General features: G+C 43.1%; 11 protein-coding genes. 2 read left to right on the plus strand and 9 right to left on the minus strand.

Annotated elements, in window-relative coordinates:
- Positions 1-13: 13 nt before the first annotated feature.
- Positions 14-451, minus strand: coding sequence for a YqaA family protein (locus AC2VOY_RS04275; protein ID WP_491832478.1), 438 nt, complete (start codon positions 449-451; stop codon positions 14-16).
- A 121-nt stretch (positions 452-572) separates the two neighbouring features.
- Between AC2VOY_RS04275 and AC2VOY_RS04280 the strand changes: the two genes are divergently transcribed.
- Together AC2VOY_RS04280 and AC2VOY_RS04285 are read left to right on the plus strand one after the other, a co-directional pair.
- A complete protein-coding gene (locus AC2VOY_RS04280) occupies positions 573-1,232 on the plus strand; it encodes a DUF1007 family protein (protein WP_491832480.1) in 660 nt (219 codons plus the stop codon).
- On the plus strand, positions 1,229-2,311 hold the full coding sequence (locus AC2VOY_RS04285; protein ID WP_491832482.1) for a nickel/cobalt transporter: 1,083 nt from the start codon (positions 1,229-1,231) through the stop codon (positions 2,309-2,311). The genes AC2VOY_RS04280 and AC2VOY_RS04285 overlap by 4 nt, the downstream gene beginning before the upstream one ends.
- Before the next feature lie 7 nt (positions 2,312-2,318).
- On the opposite strand, the gene AC2VOY_RS04290 is transcribed toward AC2VOY_RS04285, so the two are convergent.
- The 8 genes from AC2VOY_RS04290 to gltB all read right to left on the minus strand — a co-directional run bounded on the left by AC2VOY_RS04290 (position 2,319) and on the right by gltB (position 19,907).
- On the minus strand, positions 2,319-3,311 hold the full coding sequence (locus AC2VOY_RS04290) for an ArsA family ATPase (protein WP_491832484.1): 993 nt from the start codon (positions 3,309-3,311) through the stop codon (positions 2,319-2,321).
- 51 nt (positions 3,312-3,362) lie between these two features.
- Complete coding sequence (locus tag AC2VOY_RS04295; RefSeq protein WP_491832486.1) at positions 3,363-3,650, minus strand: cory-CC-star protein; 288 nt, start codon at positions 3,648-3,650, stop codon at positions 3,363-3,365.
- 14 nt (positions 3,651-3,664) lie between these two features.
- Positions 3,665-5,347 carry a carbon starvation CstA family protein gene (locus tag AC2VOY_RS04300; protein ID WP_491832488.1) on the minus strand — a complete coding sequence of 561 codons (1,683 nt, stop codon included), beginning with the start codon at positions 5,345-5,347 and terminating at the stop codon, positions 3,665-3,667.
- Between the two features lie 223 nt (positions 5,348-5,570).
- Complete coding sequence (locus AC2VOY_RS04305; protein ID WP_491832490.1) at positions 5,571-6,425, minus strand: M23 family metallopeptidase; 855 nt, start codon at positions 6,423-6,425, stop codon at positions 5,571-5,573.
- A 163-nt stretch (positions 6,426-6,588) separates the two neighbouring features.
- Complete coding sequence (locus AC2VOY_RS04310; protein ID WP_491832492.1) at positions 6,589-11,217, minus strand: chondroitinase-B domain-containing protein; 4,629 nt, start codon at positions 11,215-11,217, stop codon at positions 6,589-6,591.
- A gap of 254 nt (positions 11,218-11,471) precedes the next feature.
- Positions 11,472-13,574 (minus strand): chondroitinase-B domain-containing protein, encoded by a 2,103-nt coding sequence (locus AC2VOY_RS04315; RefSeq protein WP_491832494.1) that lies wholly within the window; start codon positions 13,572-13,574, stop codon positions 11,472-11,474.
- 311 nt (positions 13,575-13,885) lie between these two features.
- Complete coding sequence (locus AC2VOY_RS04320) at positions 13,886-15,355, minus strand: glutamate synthase subunit beta (RefSeq protein WP_491832496.1); 1,470 nt, start codon at positions 15,353-15,355, stop codon at positions 13,886-13,888.
- On the minus strand, positions 15,348-19,907 hold the full coding sequence (gene gltB / locus AC2VOY_RS04325; RefSeq protein ID WP_491832498.1) for a glutamate synthase large subunit: 4,560 nt from the start codon (positions 19,905-19,907) through the stop codon (positions 15,348-15,350). The genes AC2VOY_RS04320 and gltB overlap by 8 nt, the downstream gene beginning before the upstream one ends.
- Positions 19,908-20,057 lie beyond the last annotated feature (150 nt).

Here is a 20,057-nt window from a genome sequence, read left to right on the forward strand (position 1 = left end):
GTTAAGCTAAAAGTTACCCAAGAGAGAGAAAAACAAAACTTAAGAAAGCATAACGTAAAGCTTTCCCTAGCAAAATACAAATCGCGCATGGCCAAAACTTAAGGCGCATCCAACCTGCTGCCACACACAAGGGATCGCCAATCACAGGTAACCAGCTTAGGAGCAATGTTAGATACCCATATTGATGAATCAAAGATTCTAGCTTATGACCTCTTTTTTCCTTTAAGGTTCTGTTTGGTAAGTAGATTCCAATCAAGTAATTGGTTAATCCGCCAAGAGTATTGCCGAGCGTTGCCACGCTTATCACCCAAATTGGGCTAAGCTCTAATTGCAAACTCGCATACAAAGCCACTTCGGAGCTGCCCGGTAAGAGCGTTGCACTTAAAAAGCCAGATAAGAACAGAGCCAGCAAAGGGTTGGCAGAAAAGTTTGTGACGATAAAATCTGTCATGAATTTAGAATACTCATATTTACTCTTACTTAGTACATTTGAAACGACAGATCGCTTGATATTAAATCTTGTTATACTATAACATCGGTTTTTATTTATTCAGCAAGCCTAAGGCAAAATGATGACAAAATTTAGAACACCCGCATTTTTAAAATCTGCAAGATATTGGACACCGATTCTTTTTGGCCTGTTTGCACACCCTGTTTTCGCCCACCCGCACTCTTGGATCACTACCATGGTCGATGTAAAAGGCGATGATTCGACGATTACTGGCTTTCATATGCGTTGGGAGTTTGATGCCATGACCTCGGCATATACCTTAGATGGTGAGGATACAAGTGAAGAAGCCCTGCCTGAAACCTTGAAAACCTTAGCCAATGATTCAATCCAAAATATGCTGCCTGAGCACTACTTTACGTACTTTTATTCTAACGATGAGCCTGTACGTTATTTGGAAGTTGATAATGCTAATTACACCTTAGATAAGGGCAAGTTAACGCTTTCATTTGATTTGGATTTAGAAAAGCCTCAGCCGATACAAGGCGCTGATTTAAAATTACTTATTTTTGAGCCAAGTTATTATATTGATATGTCTTGGCAGTCAAAAGATGACATTAAACTAAGCGATGCGCTAGCGAAAAACTGCCAAGTGACGATTATCGAGCCAACGCCAACCCCTGAGCAAATGAGCTATGCGATGGCCTTGCCAGCAGACGCTGATCCAGACAATGCACTTGGTCAACTTTTTACTCAAACTGCTACTTTTGAATGTAACAAATGATAGATTTAACTCAGACCCAATCACCTAAAAAGACTTGGTTTTATACACTGATTGCCTTTATTGCGATTATTTTCGCCTGCCATGAGTTGTGGCAATTGTGGCCAAGTTTAATGCTAAAAAGTATTCAATGGCAAAGAGAGATCAATGATCAGCTCAGCGCACTATTGCACCAAGCCAAACAAGAAGACAGCCATGCAGCTTGGCTACTCCTTGGCTTTAGTGCCTTGTATGGATTTTTTCATGCTTTAGGCCCTGGGCATGGTAAAGTGATAGTTACCACTTACTTAGCAACACACCCAACCAAAGTCAAAGCAAGCCTTTGGCTCACCGTGATCTCTGCGCTAATGCAAGCCGTGGTAGCTTGCGTTTTGGTGACGAGTTTGCTGTGGCTATTTAGCGCCTCGATGAAAGAAGTAAACCAAGCTTCATTGCATTTTATTCAAGCCAGTTATGGACTTATGGTTCTGCTCGGCCTATCGATGCTAATTGCGAGTATTAAATCTCTGGTAAAAAACCGCCGCAAACCAGCCTTTGCGACATCCTTTAGTCCAATCGATACTAATCCGATCAAACTCAGTGAAACAAAGCAAAGCTTGGCAAACCTAAGCGCGGCAAATATATCTCCGAGAAAACCAAATACGCCTACATTTATCAAAGCGCCGCAACATCAACATAGCTTTGATCAAGATGGCGCCTGCGCCTGTGGGCACAAACATTTTGCCGATGCACAAGAGATTAATCAGGCGCATAAGTTCACCGATTATCTAGCAATTATTGCCAGTATTGGGATCCGCCCATGTACAGGGGCGCTGATGGTATTGCTGTTTGCGAACTTGCTCGATATTTATTGGCTGGGTGTTTTAAGCTGCTTTTTGATGTCCGTTGGCACCGCCCTCAGCACTTCGATGATTGCTTTGTTGACTGTTTCTGGGCGTAAAATAGTGCGCAAGTATTTGAACTTAAGTACAGGTTCAAATATTAGTTTAGGCATACGTATCTTAGGCGGCTTAGTGCTGATTTTGCTTGGGACGATTCTTTGGCAAGGCCAGAGCGTTGGAATGTCGCCTATTTTGGGTTAACTAGCTATTAATTTAAGCCAGTACTATTGGTTAAAAAGTTTTGTAATAAATCAATCCCCACTACGTTTTGTGCTTGCAAAGGGCAAAGATAGGTTGGGGATTTTATTTTTGCGCTCACTTGGGCCAAAATCCCCTGTTGCAGAGCATAACGCTGCTGCCAAAATTCATTCTCACACAATGACTTATCAATCACTTGATTAATCAAGACACTGTGGCAATCCAAAGCCATACGTTCAAATTGTTCTAAATTACGGCAAGTTTCTTCCAGCGGCAGTTTTTCTGGGATCATCACCAGCACTATAGCTGTTTGATTAGTGTCATGGATTCTATCACGCGCCTGTTTAAACAATGCCTTACGTGCTTCTAAGCTATTTAATGCTTGCTGCCAAGGCTCTTGCTCAGCAGCGCGAAATGGATTGTGCGCACCTGCGCTGTTTGCGCGTTTCCAAAATGGCTCAGCGGCCTCTTTATGTTGCTGCTGTTTCTTTTGCTGAGCAATTAACCCTTCTGTCCATGCGCTCATCATTTCAGGTAAGTTTAACAAGCGCAATGTATGGCCTGAAGGCGCAGTATCAAAAATCAGCTTATCAAAACCTAGAGACTCAAAGTTGATTAAATAATCACACATAGCTTCAAGCAAAGCGGCTTCTTGACCACCAGGGGCATATTTGGCTAAGGCTAATTGCTGCGCCATTCTTGGACGCATTTCAGGTTTGGTGAACTTGGCAATTTTTTTCGATAAGCTCTCAAAGTGACGCTGGGTGATCGCTTCAAGATCAAATTCAAGCGCCGATAAATATGGGGTTAAGGCTTGGATCTCACCACTTAAAGGTGTATCAAATGCATCGCCTAGACTATGCGCAGGATCGGTTGAGATCACTAAAACTTTTTGCTGCTGCTTGGCAAAATAACAAGCAATACTCGCAGCCGTAGTGGTTTTACCGACCCCACCTTTGCCGCCAACAAAAATAATTTTTTGAGTGTTTAACGATGCTAGCATGACAACCTCGACTTCCATGTGGCAAGAACATAAGTAAATATTTAGATAAATCTAACAACAACCAAAGTGCTCTATGGGAGATTTTTCCATTCCCATGCGCAAATGCCATTCATGAAAAGATTCAAGGAAAAATGGTTGCAACTCAAGGGTATAAAAGCTAACTGGATTATCCATACCTAAGCTTTCTGCAAAAATAAGCAGCATAAAGAAATCTTCTTCATCCCGATAGGCTCGGGTTAAGGTTCGGCGATAAGGAGCATGATAGAACTCTTCTAAGCCTTGCGAGAACTGCTCAAGGTTATGCGACAACTTGTCTAATTTAGCTTTGAATATCTTCATGCTCCCCTCCTAAACTAAGATGGATCCCTTTCACTTGCCGGCTTGTTCCAATTATCTTTCAATGCTTTAAAGCACTCTAAACAAACCAGAACGGTTGCCACTAAAATCACAACATCAAGCCCTAATAAGAAATAGTCGCCTTTGAAATAAAAGGCTTTCATATTCACTAGCAATGCAATAAATGTCATTGAAAGTAAAAATAACATAGGGATCAAAGTGAAATACACATTGCGACCTTTTTTAAGCAGCATCACTGAGATAATCAGCAAGGTTAAGCCTGCCATCAATTGGTTGGTAGTGCCAAATAAAGGCCAAATCAACAGACCACCTTTGCCATCACCGCCTTGACCGAAGGTAAGGAGTAAACACACGCCAACAGCAAAAATAGTGGCGACGACACCTTTGCGTAGTGGCTCTATGCTATACATTTCACCCCATTCTTGGAAAATATAACGCAATAAACGCACCCCTGTATCCATGGTTGTGCCGGCAAACAATGCGACCATTACAGCGAGCATAGTTTGTGACACATTCGGCGGGATCCCAAAGCCTTGGTTGATGATAGTCGCACCACCTTGCACAAAGGCACCCGCGCCACCTTGCCCATAGCTTTGATAAATTGCGCGCCAAGAATCAAGTGAATCAAAACCGGAGCAAACGGCAATGATAGTTGCGAGCGCAAGCATCCCCTCACCTAATGCGCCAAGATAACCAACAAAACGTGTATCTGTTTCTTTATCGACTTGTTTAGAGGTGGTGCCACTGGCAACCAAACCATGGAAACCAGAAATTGCGCCACAAGCGATGGTCACAAATAATAAAGGAATGAAAGAAGGCGTATCAGCTGGAACGTCACTGTTTACCATAGGCGCAACCATATTTGGTTGTAGCAGCATCACAGAGCCATACAAAATAAATAAGCCAATGAAAAGCTGTAGGCCGTTTATATAATCGCGCGGTTGTAATAACACCCAAACTGGTAGCAAAGAGGCAATAAAGGCGTATAGATATAAAATCAAGATCCAAGTGGTTTTGGCTGGCAAGCCAAAGAAAGCGCCGTCAGGGATCACTACCGGAATTAAGGTGCCTACATAAATCAAGCTATATAGTGCCAAGACGCCAATAATCGACACCCATAGCAATGACATCTTATAACGATAAATACATTGGCCGATCACCGCTGCCACAACTAAAGCGCCCCACACTGGGATCACCGCAGTGGGGTTGGAGATCATCAGCCCAGCAATGACAACGCCAAAGGCAGTATTAACCATCATCAACACAAGAAAAACAACAATCATCAAGACAGATTTTGCGCGTTTGCCAACGACCACACCGGCAACTGTGCCCATGGATTGACCTTTGTTTTTCAGACTTGCCCAAATGGCAGCCATATCATGCACACCAGCAAGGAAAATCGTCCCTAAAACCACCCAAATAAATGCGGGTAGCCAACCCCAAATAACCGCAATTGCAGGGCCGACAATTGGCGCAGCGCCCGCAACGGAAGTAAAGTGGTGCCCCCAAAGGACAAATTTATTGGTTGGTACATAATCCACACCATCTTGCAACACGTGTGCAGGGGTTGGATTGTCGTCTGACAATTTCAGTATATGGTTAGCTATATATAAAGAATAGAATCTATAGCCGGTAAACATAGCGGCTAAGCCTATAATCATCAGGATTAGTGCATTCATAAGTCGCTCCGTGATTGAATATTATCCACATAGAGCTTAGTCTGAAATGATTGATTTGGTTGGCTAAAGCTAGGGGCTAAAGCGGAGATTTTTAACTTTTTAGATGCACATCACGCATACAAGAAAAGCTTACATATCAATGACTTTTAAGTATTGTGGGTATAAAAAAGCGCAGCACCTAAAATGCTACGCTACTTATATAAAAATCAAAAACTTAATAAAACTATTTAGTCACTTGACTCATTGGCGGCACAATTGACCTTGGATCAAGGCGCATTTGATACCAGTTGATACGCCAGTCAAGGTGTGCACCGGTTGAGCGTCCTGTGCTGCCTACTTCGGCAACCTTTTGGCCTTGAGTGACTTTATCGCCAACTTTCGCGTTCAATTTACTTAAATGCAAGAAAGTAGAATTCACGCCATAACCATGATCGATAATCATAGTACCGCCTGAGTAAAACATATCTGGTACAGCAAGCGTCACCACACCATCTGCTGGCGCAACCACTGGCGTTCCAGTTGGGCGCGCAATATCGATGCCATAGTGCGGCGTGCCTGGCTCACCATTATAAATTCGCTGGCTACCATAAACTCCTGAAATGCGACCTGTTAACGGCCAGATAAAATCACCGGCAAAGGCTTCTTGATCGCTAAACGTATCCCTTGCTGCGCGAACCATTTGGCTATCTTTGACGGCACGTTTTTGCGCGGCAGAGTTCGGGTTCATGATGCTTTTAGCAATACCGTTTACTTTTTGAATATTGTAGTTTTTCTTGCGAAGTTTGATGTGCTTGATAGCTTTTTGACCATCAGGGTAGATGAGCTCTAACGTTTGCTCAAGATCGGCTTCACGCTCAAAGCCAAAGACAAACTTACCATTGGGAGAGACTTTGACTTCTTCGCCATTGAGCAAAACTTTAGTCTTTGGCTCAGTTTGTGCGCGAATCAAAGCAGATTGTTCAAATGTTCCATCAAAGCTGACTCTATCCGCGGCTTGCGCCATACTAGTTAAGCCAATTGTCATAAGGGATAAGCTACATACTGCAAGCAGCGCTTTTAATTTCCGTTTTTGCTTCACAAGTTACTCCTGAAAAATGGGATATCCATATTTTGTCATTCACCAGAATAGTACATTTTTTGTTTTAGAAATAGTCCATGTTTAAACTTTGTTGCAACTCATTTAATACAAAACGCCCAATGAAATTCACTGGGCGTTTTAAGTTTAGGTTTAGTTGTCCTAGTTAGTCATTACGCGTCACAAGACGCACTTCATCAAAATGAGCACTTGATTCATCATCCGGCTCACCCTGATAAGTCAATGCAAACTCATCAACACGCACTTCTAACTCATCATCTAGATACTGATCTGAAGCATAGATCTCTTCATCCGTAAATTCATCATTAACATCTATCTCCATCAAAGCAAAGATTTCAACAGACTCATATGAACCAGAATTAAACTCAAGCGTCACTTGTTTAAAGCAATCTTTATTCGTCCCTTCTGGTGCATCTTCTAAGTCTTTGACATGTGCTCTTGCATCTGCAATCACAGCGCCAGATAGATTATCTTCTCCGACTTCACGGACACCATAATAAAGCGTGCTAAGTGAGTCTTCTTCTTTCTTATCACAATAATAGAGTGAATAAGTCATATCCGTATTCGGCTCTAACCCATTGACGACTTGGCTTACACCTGGCGTTGCACTAAAGTCATGTGATTCTTCATCTTTTTTAAATCGAATACGCGCAGATCCTTCATCAGAGAATGCTGAGTCACTTGATGTACCCACATCCCCTAAACCGTCACCGCTACCCTCATAGGTATTCCAGAAATCACTGCTACCACTGCTGGCACGAAAATCAGCCATATTACCATCCATAACAGGAGCTTGTTTCGTCACTGAATCAGCCATAGATAAGGAAATATTTCCAGTTGTGGCAGAACCTGAGTTGAATTCAAGGGTTACCCAAGTGTATTCATCATCGGCTAACACACCTTGCACTTCATCAATATCTTCAATCGCTAACTGATATGAGCCTTTGATAAATGCAGATAAGGCATAATCATGATTTGGTAGTAATTCGACACTTTGAGAGACAACCTCATCAGCATCAGATATTGCTAAGCTTGCGCCAGAAAAAGAATCCTCGTCGGTTACTATACTAGCATTCGTAGAATACCAACCCTCTACGCCATCTTCAAAATCAGCATTATTGATGCTTGTTTCGACCATAATCGGCTCAGGTTTATCTATAGAATAAGATGTAGGCCCTACATCAGCATAAGTTAATGGTCTTAGATTCGCTTGCGTATCTAAGTTTTCATCAGCGCCAACTTGAGTAGTTTCTGAGCGTTCTTGCCCATCCATATCATAGGTCACATAGGCAAAATCACCTTTCTCATAACCAGATACAGCATCAATATTTGGCGTGTTTGAGCTTTGACGATATAAACCATCATCAGCGCGTAAAAGTTCAGCTGAAGTAAACTCAAACCCTGCCACGCCAAGACTCACTTCCTCATCATCTGAGAATGATTGACCATAAACAATATTACCTTCATAGTATGAACCTTCAGGTAAGCCGCGCTCTGCTTGCACAATCACGGGGCCAATCGCTTTATCGATAAGGTTATTTGATAAATAAAGATCCTTAGGCTGTTTTGATTTACCACCGCCATCAATGTTTAAACTATTAACACTATCAACAATAGTATTAAAGGCTAGATGAACGTTTTCAACTTGTTGGTAACCATTATCACCATCACCTGAACCATCTGAGCCAAGTATGACAATCCCGCCATGATGCGTCGTATCTTTATAACGTGCACCTTCGATATAGTTATTGGTAATCGTATGCCCGCCATCGACCACGCGAATACCACCAGATTGCGGATAACCATCACCAATAATAAAGTTATTTGCGATAGTGTTATCACCACCGTGACGAGTTGTTAATGAACCATAGCTGTTACGAATCGTATTACTACTGATAACGTTATTGGTGCCCTTGTTTGAAATAACCTCGGCTTCACCTTGGATATTTTCAAAAAAGTTACCCACAATAAACGAATCACCAGGGTATTGATGCGTTTCACTCAAGCCTGTGCGGATTGCTTCATAGTCATTGTCATCGCTACTTGGATATAACTTGCCGTCAACCGGTGGACGGTTCGCAATATAGTTTTTATACACTACTATGTCTTGAGCAAGTTCAGCTAGAATTGTTTCTTCATCCCAACCTCCATCGGCCCAACGATTAAGAGAGACCATCGGATTCGCCACCGTTTTACCACTAATTATATTGTGATCAAGCCAGACACTCTTACCGTAAATATGCACAAGAATCCCATACTCATCATCAGCTTGCGCATCAATAATACTCACTTCCGTGATACGACAATCATGACAAAGATTTTGTGTACCAAAACGAGTCTCTATTAGGCTAGAACCATAAGTCACATCTTCAAAGATAAGCCCTTGAAGTTGAACATATGAACCAGCCATTTTGATGGAAACTTCGCCGCCTTTGATAACCGCTTTTCCTGGATTTTCTGCCGCGACTTTAATTGGCGCCTCAGCTGTACCTTGACCGCCAAATTTTAACTCTAAACCTGAGTACTCACCATCTGCGAGACAAAGCGTTGTCCCAGGCTCCATTTCCTCACTCACAGCATCCTCTAAACTGCTAATTGAATCAAAGGTTTCAGTACATGCAATTTCAGGAACATTAACAACACCTTCAGGGATCCCTGTTTCTAAGAACTCAAGATTACCTGAGACAGGTGGAGCTGTTGGCACTTCACCACCGTCTGTGCCACCATCAGTTCCGCCGTCTGTGCCGCCATCAGTTCCGCCGTCTGTGCCGCCATCAGTTCCGCCGTCTGTGCCACTATCAGTTCCGCCGTCTGTGCCACCATCAGTTCCGCCGTCTGTGCCGCCATCAGTTCCGCCGTCTGTGCCACCATCAGTTCCGCCGTCTGTGCCACCATCAGTTCCGCCGTCTGTGCCGCCATCAGTTCCGCCGTCTGTGCCACCATCAGTTCCGCCGTCTGTGCCACCATCAGTTCCATCTTCTGCATTGTCAGCAGATTCAGGGCCAACTAATCCGTCAGAGACAATTGCAAGTGAGTCAATAGAAGCGCCATAAGTTGCCGCCTCACCTACACCTAGACGAATAGAGACTGAATTACCCAAGATAGAACTTGTTAGTGTTGCTGTTGCTAAATAAGCATCATCAACATCTTTACCATGTTCGGTCACGCCAGGTAAATCTGTTTGCGCTGCCTTATCATCCTCTAGAATATTTGAAGTTGCATAGAAGTCATCAACCCAATACGCGGCTGACGCTGGATCGGCAAGACAACCTTCGTCATTTAACACTGCAACATCACTTGTGCCACTAAAGCTGCTAGATGAAACAATTAAGTTATTGTTAAACGCACCGTCACTCATGTAGCAAGCGCCATCTTCTGGGATTTTAAAATACAAGCCTTGACGCGTATCGACAATGGTATTATTGCTTATATCGATAGTTGCGTTGTCGCCAAGATCTTTAGTCTCGATACGAATAGCTGCAGTATTTGAAGTCCCTTTGGTGAAAATAACGTTATCTAGATAGTTATTAGTGATAACATTATTCGCTAAAGTATGGACAGCTATACCACTGTCATGTTTTTGATTATCACCTTCAAGTTCACTACCAAAGAAGAGATTGTTACTCACTGTATTCTCTGCGACTTCACCGGCTTCAGTAGTCGAGTTTAAATGACCAATACGTAAGCCACCAAAGGTTTTGTAGAAGGTATTATCCGTCACAGTATTACCATTACTCGCAACAACTAATGCGCCGCCATCGGTTGAACTTGTGCTGGACTGCAAGTAAGTAAATAAGTTTTCAGAAACCGTCGCATTACATTCATTATTGTCATAATCACCAAGCATGATGCCGCTAACTTTGACATTAGACATATTAAAACCATCGTCATATGTTTTAGTCGGCAAATCTTCTCGACCAAAATAGTTTTGACGAATTTGAGAGCCTACACCATCGGCGTCAAGAGATGCAGAACTGCTACAGTTTGTCTCTATAACAGAAGTCTTGATTATGATTTCTTTTTCAGTTGCATAATCTTTAGTAATGAACTTGTTGTTATCAACATAAACTAAGCCGCGCGTATGTATCCAGTTTGAACCTTCTTGTTCAACAAAACCTTCGCCATTAAAAGTCAAACGGTCAAGGTAAACGCCATTATTAACTTTGCCTATGTTGATAATAGCTAAATCTGGATCAGACTCATTGGCCTCTTCCGTCACCGCATCTGCTCCAGGACAATTCATTAGCGTCACATCAGAGAAAGTCACATTTGCAATACGTACGTATTCTTCTGATTCTTCAATTGAGCTTGGAACATAGAAGCATGACTGGCCACTCACTACTGCTTGATCTGCGCCAGATGCACTAACATCGCCATTTGCATCAACTGATACTATAGTCACAGGTTTGTTTAATGTAATCACACCTAGATCAGCGAAATTAGCGTTTGAACTTAAACCAATCACATCGCCAGCTGTCGCGCTATTAATGGCATCTTGTAAGTTTGCGAAAGATTGTGCCGAGCGCGTTGTTGCTGCACCAACGATAATATCAGCCGATTCTGGTAATGCTAAGGCTGCTGAGGTAGTTTCAACAGGATCGGTTGGATTACTCGGATCGGTTGGATTACTCGGATCAGTTGGATTACTCGGATCGGTTGGATTACTCGGATCAGTTGGGTCTGTAGGTGTTACCACATTATAATCAGGACCATCACTGTCATTACAGCCAAATAAAGCTAGGCTTATTAAAAGAGCTATAGTTTTATATTTCATTTAATCACCATAATTATTATTCATATATTCCTACTTGTTTCACGTAGTACAAATAATAAGCAACAAATAAACATCATGTCTGTAACAATTTATTTCTGGTAATTTAATATGACAATTAAAATAACTTTTTGAGACTCACTTCTCATTCATATTGAAAATTCAAATAGATATAATAATTTCATGTTAACTAATAATATAAAAGCCCAACACCTAAGCATAGGGCTAACTATTTAAAATTAATATTCTATTATTAATTAGCGACTACGGGTCACAAGACGCACTTCATCAAAATGAGCGCCTTCTTTATCATCTGTGGTTGATAATTCAATTCTTGCACTGGAAGCTGAGCCGGAGTTAAATTCAAGGGTAACCCAAGAATATTCATCATCGTCCGAATCAGCTTGTTTCGATGCGATCCCATCGACTTCTAAGCGATACTCGCCCATCACAAATGCAGATAATACGTAATCATGATTTGGCAGCAGGTCAACGGTTTGCGCCACAACTTCAGACTCATTCGTTATCGCTAAGCTTGAACCTGAGAAAGACTTTTCATTCGCTTGAACCACAGCATTGCTTGATTGCCAACCTTCAAGATCGGATTCAAAATCAGCATTCTCAATACTGGTTTCAACCATGATTGGCTCAGGTTTATCCATCGTATATGAGATTGGACCAACATCTTCGTAGTTGAGCGGTCTGTATTTTGCGTCTGCCGTTAAGTTTTCATCCGCGCCCACTTGAGTCGTCTCAGAGCGTTCTTGCCCATCCATATCTAAAGTGACATCAGCAAAGTTACCTTTCTCATAGTTCGATACGGCATCAATATTTGGTGTGTTTGAACTTTGGCGGTATAAAGCATCATCAGCGCGCACAAGTTCCGCGGAGCTAAACTCAAACCCTGCCACGCCAAGACTCACTTCATCATCATCTGAAAATGACTGCCCGTAAACAATATTGCCTTCATAAAAAGACTCTTCAGGTAAGCCGCGATCGGCTCGCACAATCACAGGACCAATCGCTTTATCAATTAAGTTATTCGAGAAATAAATTTCTTTTGGTTTATAGGATTTACCGCCACCATCAATATTAAAACTATTCACACTATCGACAATGGTATTGAAAGCTATATACACATTCTCGACTTGTTGGTAGCCATTTTCGGCATCACCAGCACCGTCTGAGCCTAATAAAACAATCCCACCATGATGGCTAGTATTTTTATAACGTGCACCTTCAATATAATTATTAGTAATCGAATGTCCGCCATCGACAACGCGAATGCCACCAGATTGAGGGTACCCCTCACCTAAGATAAAATTATTTGAGATGGTATTATTCCCACCATGACGTGTGGTGAGCGAGCCATAGCTATTTCTTATCGTATTATTGCTGATTACATTATTTGTACCTTTATTTGAGATGACTTCAGCTTCGCCTTGAATTTGCTCAAATAAATTACCAACAATAAAAGAATCACTTGGGTATTGATGCGTGGCGCTAACACCTGTACGAATCGCTTCGTAATCATTATCACTGCTATCTGGATATAATTTCCCATCGACAGGTGGACGGTTCGCTATATAGTTTTTATATACAACAATGCCTTGCGCAAGTTCAGCAAGTTTCGTTTCTTCATCCCATGATTCATCGACCCAGCGATTAAACGAAATCATCGGACTTGCAGAAGTCTTGCCACTAACGATACTGTGATCAAACCAAACATCCTTACCATAAAGGTGTACCAAGACGCCTGATTCATCTTCAGCTTGCGCATTGATAATACTCACCTCTGTGATCCGGCAATCATGGCAAAGCTCTTGCTGACCAAAACGGGTTTCAATTAAGCTAGAGCCATAGGTCACATCTTCAAATACAAGTCCTTGAAGCTGAACATTTGAACCTGCCATCTTAACCAAGACTTCGCCGCCTTTGATTATCGCTTTGCCAGAATTTTGCGCTGCAACTTTAATTGGCGCATTTTGCGTACCTTGACCACCAAACTGCAATGATAAACCTGAATATTCACCATCCGCTAAACAAAGGGTCGTACCCGCTTGCATAGTTTCACTCACAGCATCTTCCAAGTCACTGATAGAATCAAAGGTTTGTGTACAACTCACATCAGGTACACTGACGACACCTTCTGGAATCCCAGATGATAAAAACTCAAGAGAGCCAGATTCTGGCGGCGCTGTAGGTGTTTCAGGTACTTCTGGAGCCTCTGGTGATTCTGGCACATCAGGCACTTCAACGACCTCAGAGCTCGATGAAGATCCACCGCCGCCACCGCCACCGCCCCCGCCACAACCAATTAAAGCTAAGCTAATTAACAGCGCAAGAGATTTATATTTCATTTAACCATCCTGTTATTCGATACATCCGACTTGTATCCATGATTTATATAGAGAATGGTTCTATCTTAATTCAGCCTTTTTATCCTGTCTGCAAAGCGAAGATACTTGTGATTTAATATGACAATTGAATTAATATTTTTGCGAAGTACAGCTCATATGTATGAGTATTCAAATAGATATAGAGTATTTGTATTAATTAAAAACATAAAAAAAAGCCCAACACCTTAGGCATTGGACTTTCATATTTTTACACATTTATTCCCTATATAAGTAAGCCAGAGCTTCGACTATTTAGGGAATAAAATGCCAAATTACGCAGATTTCATCAAAGAATCAGCTTTGGCTTCAAGTTTTGAATCACCCATCAAGTATGCATCAACAGCGCGTGCACATTCACGGCCTTCGTTAATGCAACGAACAACCAAAGACTGACCCGTACGCATATCACCAGCAGCAAAAATGCCTTCTTGGTTAGTCATAAAGTCTGTTGTTGCTACATTGCCGCGATCATCAAGACGGATGTCCAATTGCGCTAAGACGCTACCTGGTTCAGGGTGTAAGAAACCCATCGCCAAGAAAGCCATGTCACACTTGATCACGCGCTCAGAGCCTTCGACTTCAACAAAGTTTGGACGCTCACCCGGCGCTGCTGCTTGCCATTCGATATCAGCAATACGCAGACCTTCGACTTCGCCTTTATCATTGCTGATAAACTCTTTGGTCAAGATGTTCCAATAACGCTCACAACCTTCTTCATGTGAAGTGGTAGTTTTCATGATCATTGGGTATTCAGGCCAAGGCTGATTCGCTGGACGCTTTTCAGGTGGCATCGGCATGATTTCAACTTGCGTAATGCTCGCTGCGCCATGACGGTTAGAAGTACCAACACAGTCAGAGCCTGTATCACCACCACCGATCACGACCACATGTTTGCCCTTAGCATGGATCTCTTCACCTTTAAGATCCATGTTATTCGCGCGGCGGTTATTTTGTGCAAGGAATTGCATCGCAAAATAAACGCCTTTTAGATCACGCCCTGGAATAGGCAAATCACGTGGCACGGTTGAGCCGCCAGTTAATAGCACCACATCATACTCTTGACGCAGTTGCTGTGAGTTGATGTCGACACCTACGTGTGCGTTGACTTTAAACTCTATGCCAGCTTCTGCCATCAAGTTAACTTTGCGATCAATCACATCCATGCCTAATTTAAAATCAGGGATACCAAAACGCAGCAAACCACCGACTTTTTCATCACGCTCAAACACAGTCACAGTATGACCTGCCGCGTTTAACTGCTCAGCAGCGGCAAGCCCGGCTGGGCCTGAGCCGATAATCGCAACTGTTTTACCTGTGCGAATGCGTGGTGTGCGCGGCTGTGCATAGCCTTCTTGATACGCACGCTCTGCAATATTTTTTTCGATATTACAGATAGTGATAGGATCTTGGTTGATCCCAAGCACACATGCAGTTTCACATGGCGCTGGACAAACGCGACCGGTGAACTCTGGGAAGTTGTTGGTTGTTGACAAAATCTGCCAAGCCTCATCCCAGCTATCACGGTACACAGCGTCGTTAAACTCTGGAATGATGTTACCAATCGGACAGCCGCTATGGCAGAAAGGCACACCACAATCCATACAACGTGACGCTTGTGTATTAATTTTTTCGCCGAATTCGCTATCTAATACAAATTCTTTGTTATCTTGAATGCGAACGCTAGGGTCAACCTTTTTTGGTAGTTCACGTCCATGCTCTAAAAATCCAGTTGGCTTACCCATTTACGGCCTCCTTTTGTGCTGCTTCTTGCTTTTTCTTTTGCAGAACAGCTTTGTAATCACGTGGCATGACTTTGACGAGTTTGCTTAGGTTTTCATCAAAGTTTTCTAGGAATGCTGTTGCCACATCACTTCCTGTGAATTCAAGGTGCTTCTCAAGCATCTCTTTAATGAAGTTGCGATCTTCTTCTTCGATTGGGTCAAGATCCACAAGCTCAGCATTGAGTTTCGCTTCAAAATCACCAGCTTTATCCCAAACATACGCCACACCGCCGCTCATACCAGCAGCAAAGTTACGACCTGTTGGACCTAAGATAATTGCAGCGCCACCTGTCATGTATTCACAACCGTGATCACCGATACCTTCAACGACAACTTTTGCACCAGAGTTACGTACGCAGAAACGTTCACCAGCAACGCCGCGAATGAAAGACTCACCCGAAGTCGCGCCATAGAAACAAACGTTACCAACAACAATGTTATCTTGTGCAATCAATGCAGATTTATTGTTTGGATAAAGCACGAGGCGACCGCCTGATAGGCCTTTACCCCAATAATCGTTAGCATCACCTTCCACTTCAAAGTGAACGCCTTTCGCTAGGAATGCGCCAAAAGATTGACCTGCGCTACCTGTGAACTTAACTTTCATTGTCTCAGGTAAGCCTGCATCTTTGTAGACTTTAGAGATTTCATTTGAAAGCATAGTCCCAACGGCGCGATCTGTGTTGATCACTGGGAATTCACCAGTTACCGCTTCACCTTTTTCAAGTGCAGGTTTGGCAAGTTCAATTAGCTTGCGATCAAGCACTGCTTCAAGGTTATGATTTTGTTTAATTTGGTTGAAAATACCATCTTGCTCACGCGGCGCAACATGGTGCAGCACAGGCGAAAGATCTAGGTTTTTATATTTCCAATGTTTCACTTCAGAGCGAACTTTTAGTTTCTGCCCTTGACCAACCATTTCTTCGATTGTTCTAAAGCCAAGCTCTGCCATGATTTCACGTAGGCCTTCAGCCATGTAAGTGAAGAAAGTCACAACATCTTCTACGCGGCCATCAAAGCGCTCACGTAAAGTTTTGTTTTGAGTTGCGATACCAACTGGGCAAGTGTTTTTGTGACACTTACGCATCATGATACAGCCTTCAACGACAAGCGCTGCAGTTGCTACGCCCCATTCTTCTGCGCCAAGCAGTGTTGCTACGGCTAAATCGCGTGGCGTTTTCATCTGACCATCAGCTTGCACCACGATACGGTTACGTAAACCATTGGTGAGCAGCGTTTGATGCGTTTCAGCAAGACCTAGCTCCCACGGCAAACCTGTGTGGCGAATCGATGACATAGGCGATGCACCCGTACCGCCATCAAAACCAGCAATCAAGACAACATCTGCTTTTGCTTTCGCAACGCCCGATGCAATCGTGCCTACGCCCGCTTCAGATACGAGCTTCACGTTAACGCGGCTCTTACGGTTTGCGTTTTTCAAATCGTAAATAAGCTGAGCCAAATCCTCGATAGAGTAAATATCGTGGTGTGGCGGCGGCGAAATTAGACCGACCCCTGGAGTTGAGTGACGCGTTGCGCCAATCCAGTCATCGACTTTATCACCCGGCAGCTGACCACCTTCGCCCGGTTTTGCACCTTGCGCCATTTTGATTTGCAGCTCATCTGCATTGGTTAGGTAGTAAGAAGTTACCCCAAAGCGGCCCGATGCAACCTGTTTGATTGCCGAACGCTCTGAATCACCATTTGCTTTCATTTCAAAACGAATTGGATCTTCACCACCCTCGCCAGAGTTTGATTTCGCGCCAATGCGGTTCATCGCTACAGCTAAAGTTGAGTGGGCTTCGTAAGAAATCGAACCAAAGCTCATTGCACCCGTTGCAAAGCGTTTTAGAATTTTATCTACTGATTCAACTTCTTCTAGCGGAATTGAACCTAATGGATTTTTAACAAATTCAAGTTGGCTACGTAGGGTTACAGCATCATCGCCTTGACGATCGACTGCAGCTGTATATTTCTTAAATTGGGCATAATCTTTATTACGCGTAGATTGCTGTAGTAAAGAAATGGTTTCAGGGTTAAACAAGTGTTTTTCACCACGTTGTTTCCACTGATAGACACCACCAACATCAAGAACTTGCATTGGGATTTCACGAGTTGGATAACCGACGCGATGACGGATCACAACTTCTTTTGCGATATCATCAATGGTTAAACCTTGAATACGTGAAACTGTACCTGTGAAGTATTTATCTACGACTGATTTACTAATACCAAGTGCTTCAAAGATTTGCGCACCGTGGTAAGACTGAAGCGTTGAGATCCCCATCTTAGAGAAGATCTTCAATAGACCGCCATTGATCCCTTTACGATAGTTCTCAAAATATTCAGACGCATCTTTGTTTGGATCTAACTTGTTTTTCTTTTGTAGATCAACAATAGTTTCCATCACTAGATATGGGTTAATCGCATTCGCGCCATAACCAATCAAGGTTGCAAAGTGGTGCGTTTCACGTGCATCTGCGGTTTCGATTGCGATATCACATTTGGCACGTAAGCCTTTACGGATCAAGTGGTGATGCACAGCGCCCACAGCAAGCATCGCTGGGATAGCTGCATGGTTAGAGTTCACCGCACGGTCGGTCAGCAAGATGATAGAGTAACCATCAATAACTGCATCTTCAGCATATTGGCAAATACGCTTCAGCGCACGTTGCAATTTACCCGGCTCTTCTGTTGCGCGGAAAACAATATCTAATGTTTTCGCTTGTAAGTGTTCGTTATCAATCGCACGTAGTTTTTCAAGCTCTTGGTTTGAAAGTACTGGCGAGTCTAGTTCAACCTTACAGCAGTGACGTGGCGACTCTTCAAGTAAGTTTTGATCTTTACCTAAATAAGTCTTAAGTGACATCACCATACGCTCACGAATCGGATCGATTGGCGGGTTGGTCACTTGCGCAAACAATTGCTTAAAGTAGTTAGATAGATGCTGCGATTGGTGTGATAGCACAGCCAAAGGCCAGTCTGCGCCCATAGAAAGCAGCGGCTCATAACCTGTCTCAGCGAAGACTTTAATTACATCATTCACTTCTTCTGAGGTCACGCCAAATGCTTGCTGGTGTTGCAGCAGACGCGGCGCAGAAGGTTGTTGATGTTGATGCTCAGGCTCAGGCAGTTGAGAAAGTTTCAATAGGTTCTCTTTCACCCATTTCTCATAAGGCTGTGCATTAGCAATCGTGTCTTTCACTTCATCGTCAGAGATGATGCGACCTTGCTCAAGATCAGCAACAAAAATACGACCAGGTTGCAAACGGCCACGTGAAACAATGTTTTCAGGGTCGATTTCAACTGCGCCTGACTCAGATGCCATCACAAGGAAATCATCTTTAGTAACTGTATAGCGCGATGGACGCAGACCATTACGGTCAAGTGTTGCACCTACTTGAACACCATCAGTAAAGCAAACCGATGCTGGGCCATCCCAAGGTTCCATAACGTTGGCATGATATTGATAAAATGCGCGACGTGCTGGGTCCATGTTTTTATTTTCTTGCCAAGCTTCAGGAATAAGCATCATTAAAGCATGTGGCAAAGAGCGGCCAGAAAGAACCAGTAGTTCTAACGCCATATCAAAGTTTGATGAATCCGAGCTACCTTCTTGGCAGATAGGCAACAACATTTGGATTTCTTGTGGCGTGAACAACTCTGACTCTAAGATAGCTTCACGCGCTTTCATCCAGTTCAAGTTACCGCGAACTGTGTTGATTTCACCATTGTGCGCAATATAACGGAAAGGTTGTGCTAAGCGCCACTTAGGAAAGGTGTTTGTTGAAAAGCGAGAATGCACTAAAGCAAGCGCTGTCACCATGGTTGGGTTTTGTAGATCCAAGAAATATTGTGGAACTTGCTCAGTTGTGAGCTGGCCTTTATACACAATTGTCTTATAAGACATAGAGTTGATATAAAAGTCATCGCCAATATTTGAAACTGACTCAAGGCACACGCGCACAGTGTAGTTACGCAAAACATATAGCTTACGCTCAAGAACCTCTGGCTCCATTGCGCTACCGCCAGTGATAAACACATGCTCAAATTGCGGCTCAGTGCTGAGTGGGTCAGCGCCAATCATTGAGTTATCAACCGGTAAAACGCGATAACCAATAATTTCTAAATCAAGACGTCGTGCATTACGCTCTAAAATATCACGGCATTGCTGGCGTTTATATTCATCTTTCGGAAATAACACCACGCCGACACCATATTGCTCAAAGCTTGGCAGGCGCATATCTTGCTTGACTGCTTCTTCAAGTAAAAATTCGTGTGGCTTTTGGAGTAAAATTCCCGCGCCATCGCCACTACATGGATCGCAGCCTTGACCACCACGGTGCTCCATTCTGGCTAGCATATCCAATGCTTGTGTCACAACAGCATGCGATTTGCGATTTTTTAGGTGGGCAACAAAGCCGATTCCGCAGGCATCATGCTCAAGCTCAGGGGTGTACATTCCTTGTGTACCTTTCCCTTGTACATCAGTATCCTGCTCGTAACTTTCCATAGGTACTTCCTTCCTCATTGTAGCGCATTGAAACTTAAGCATTTCACTTAATTTTCAACATCAAGATTCAATCATCATGCCTCGGTGGCCTCTTTTCATCAACCTCTAGGAGTCATTGCTCTGACTTTAGAGGGCACAAAATCCCTGTTA

The organism is Vibrio sp. KMM 9700 (genome assembly GCF_058545285.1).

Bases quoted from the DNA above. Each gene is read 5' to 3' on its own strand.
- AC2VOY_RS04275 (WP_491832478.1), bottom strand. From the start codon at position 451: ATGACAGATTTTATCGTCACAAACTTTTCTGCCAACCCTTTGCTGGCT.
- gltB (WP_491832498.1), bottom strand. From the start codon at position 19,907: ATGGAAAGTTACGAGCAGGATACTGATGTACAAGGGAAAGGTACACAA.
- AC2VOY_RS04290 (WP_491832484.1), bottom strand. From the start codon at position 3,311: ATGCTAGCATCGTTAAACACTCAAAAAATTATTTTTGTTGGCGGCAAA.
- AC2VOY_RS04310 (WP_491832492.1), bottom strand. From the start codon at position 11,217: ATGAAATATAAAACTATAGCTCTTTTAATAAGCCTAGCTTTATTTGGC.
- AC2VOY_RS04295 (WP_491832486.1), bottom strand. From the start codon at position 3,650: ATGAAGATATTCAAAGCTAAATTAGACAAGTTGTCGCATAACCTTGAG.
- AC2VOY_RS04320 (WP_491832496.1), bottom strand. From the start codon at position 15,355: ATGGGTAAGCCAACTGGATTTTTAGAGCATGGACGTGAACTACCAAAA.
- AC2VOY_RS04300 (WP_491832488.1), bottom strand. From the start codon at position 5,347: ATGAATGCACTAATCCTGATGATTATAGGCTTAGCCGCTATGTTTACC.
- AC2VOY_RS04285 (WP_491832482.1), top strand. From the start codon at position 1,229: ATGATAGATTTAACTCAGACCCAATCACCTAAAAAGACTTGGTTTTAT.
- AC2VOY_RS04315 (WP_491832494.1), bottom strand. From the start codon at position 13,574: ATGAAATATAAATCTCTTGCGCTGTTAATTAGCTTAGCTTTAATTGGT.
- AC2VOY_RS04280 (WP_491832480.1), top strand. From the start codon at position 573: ATGACAAAATTTAGAACACCCGCATTTTTAAAATCTGCAAGATATTGG.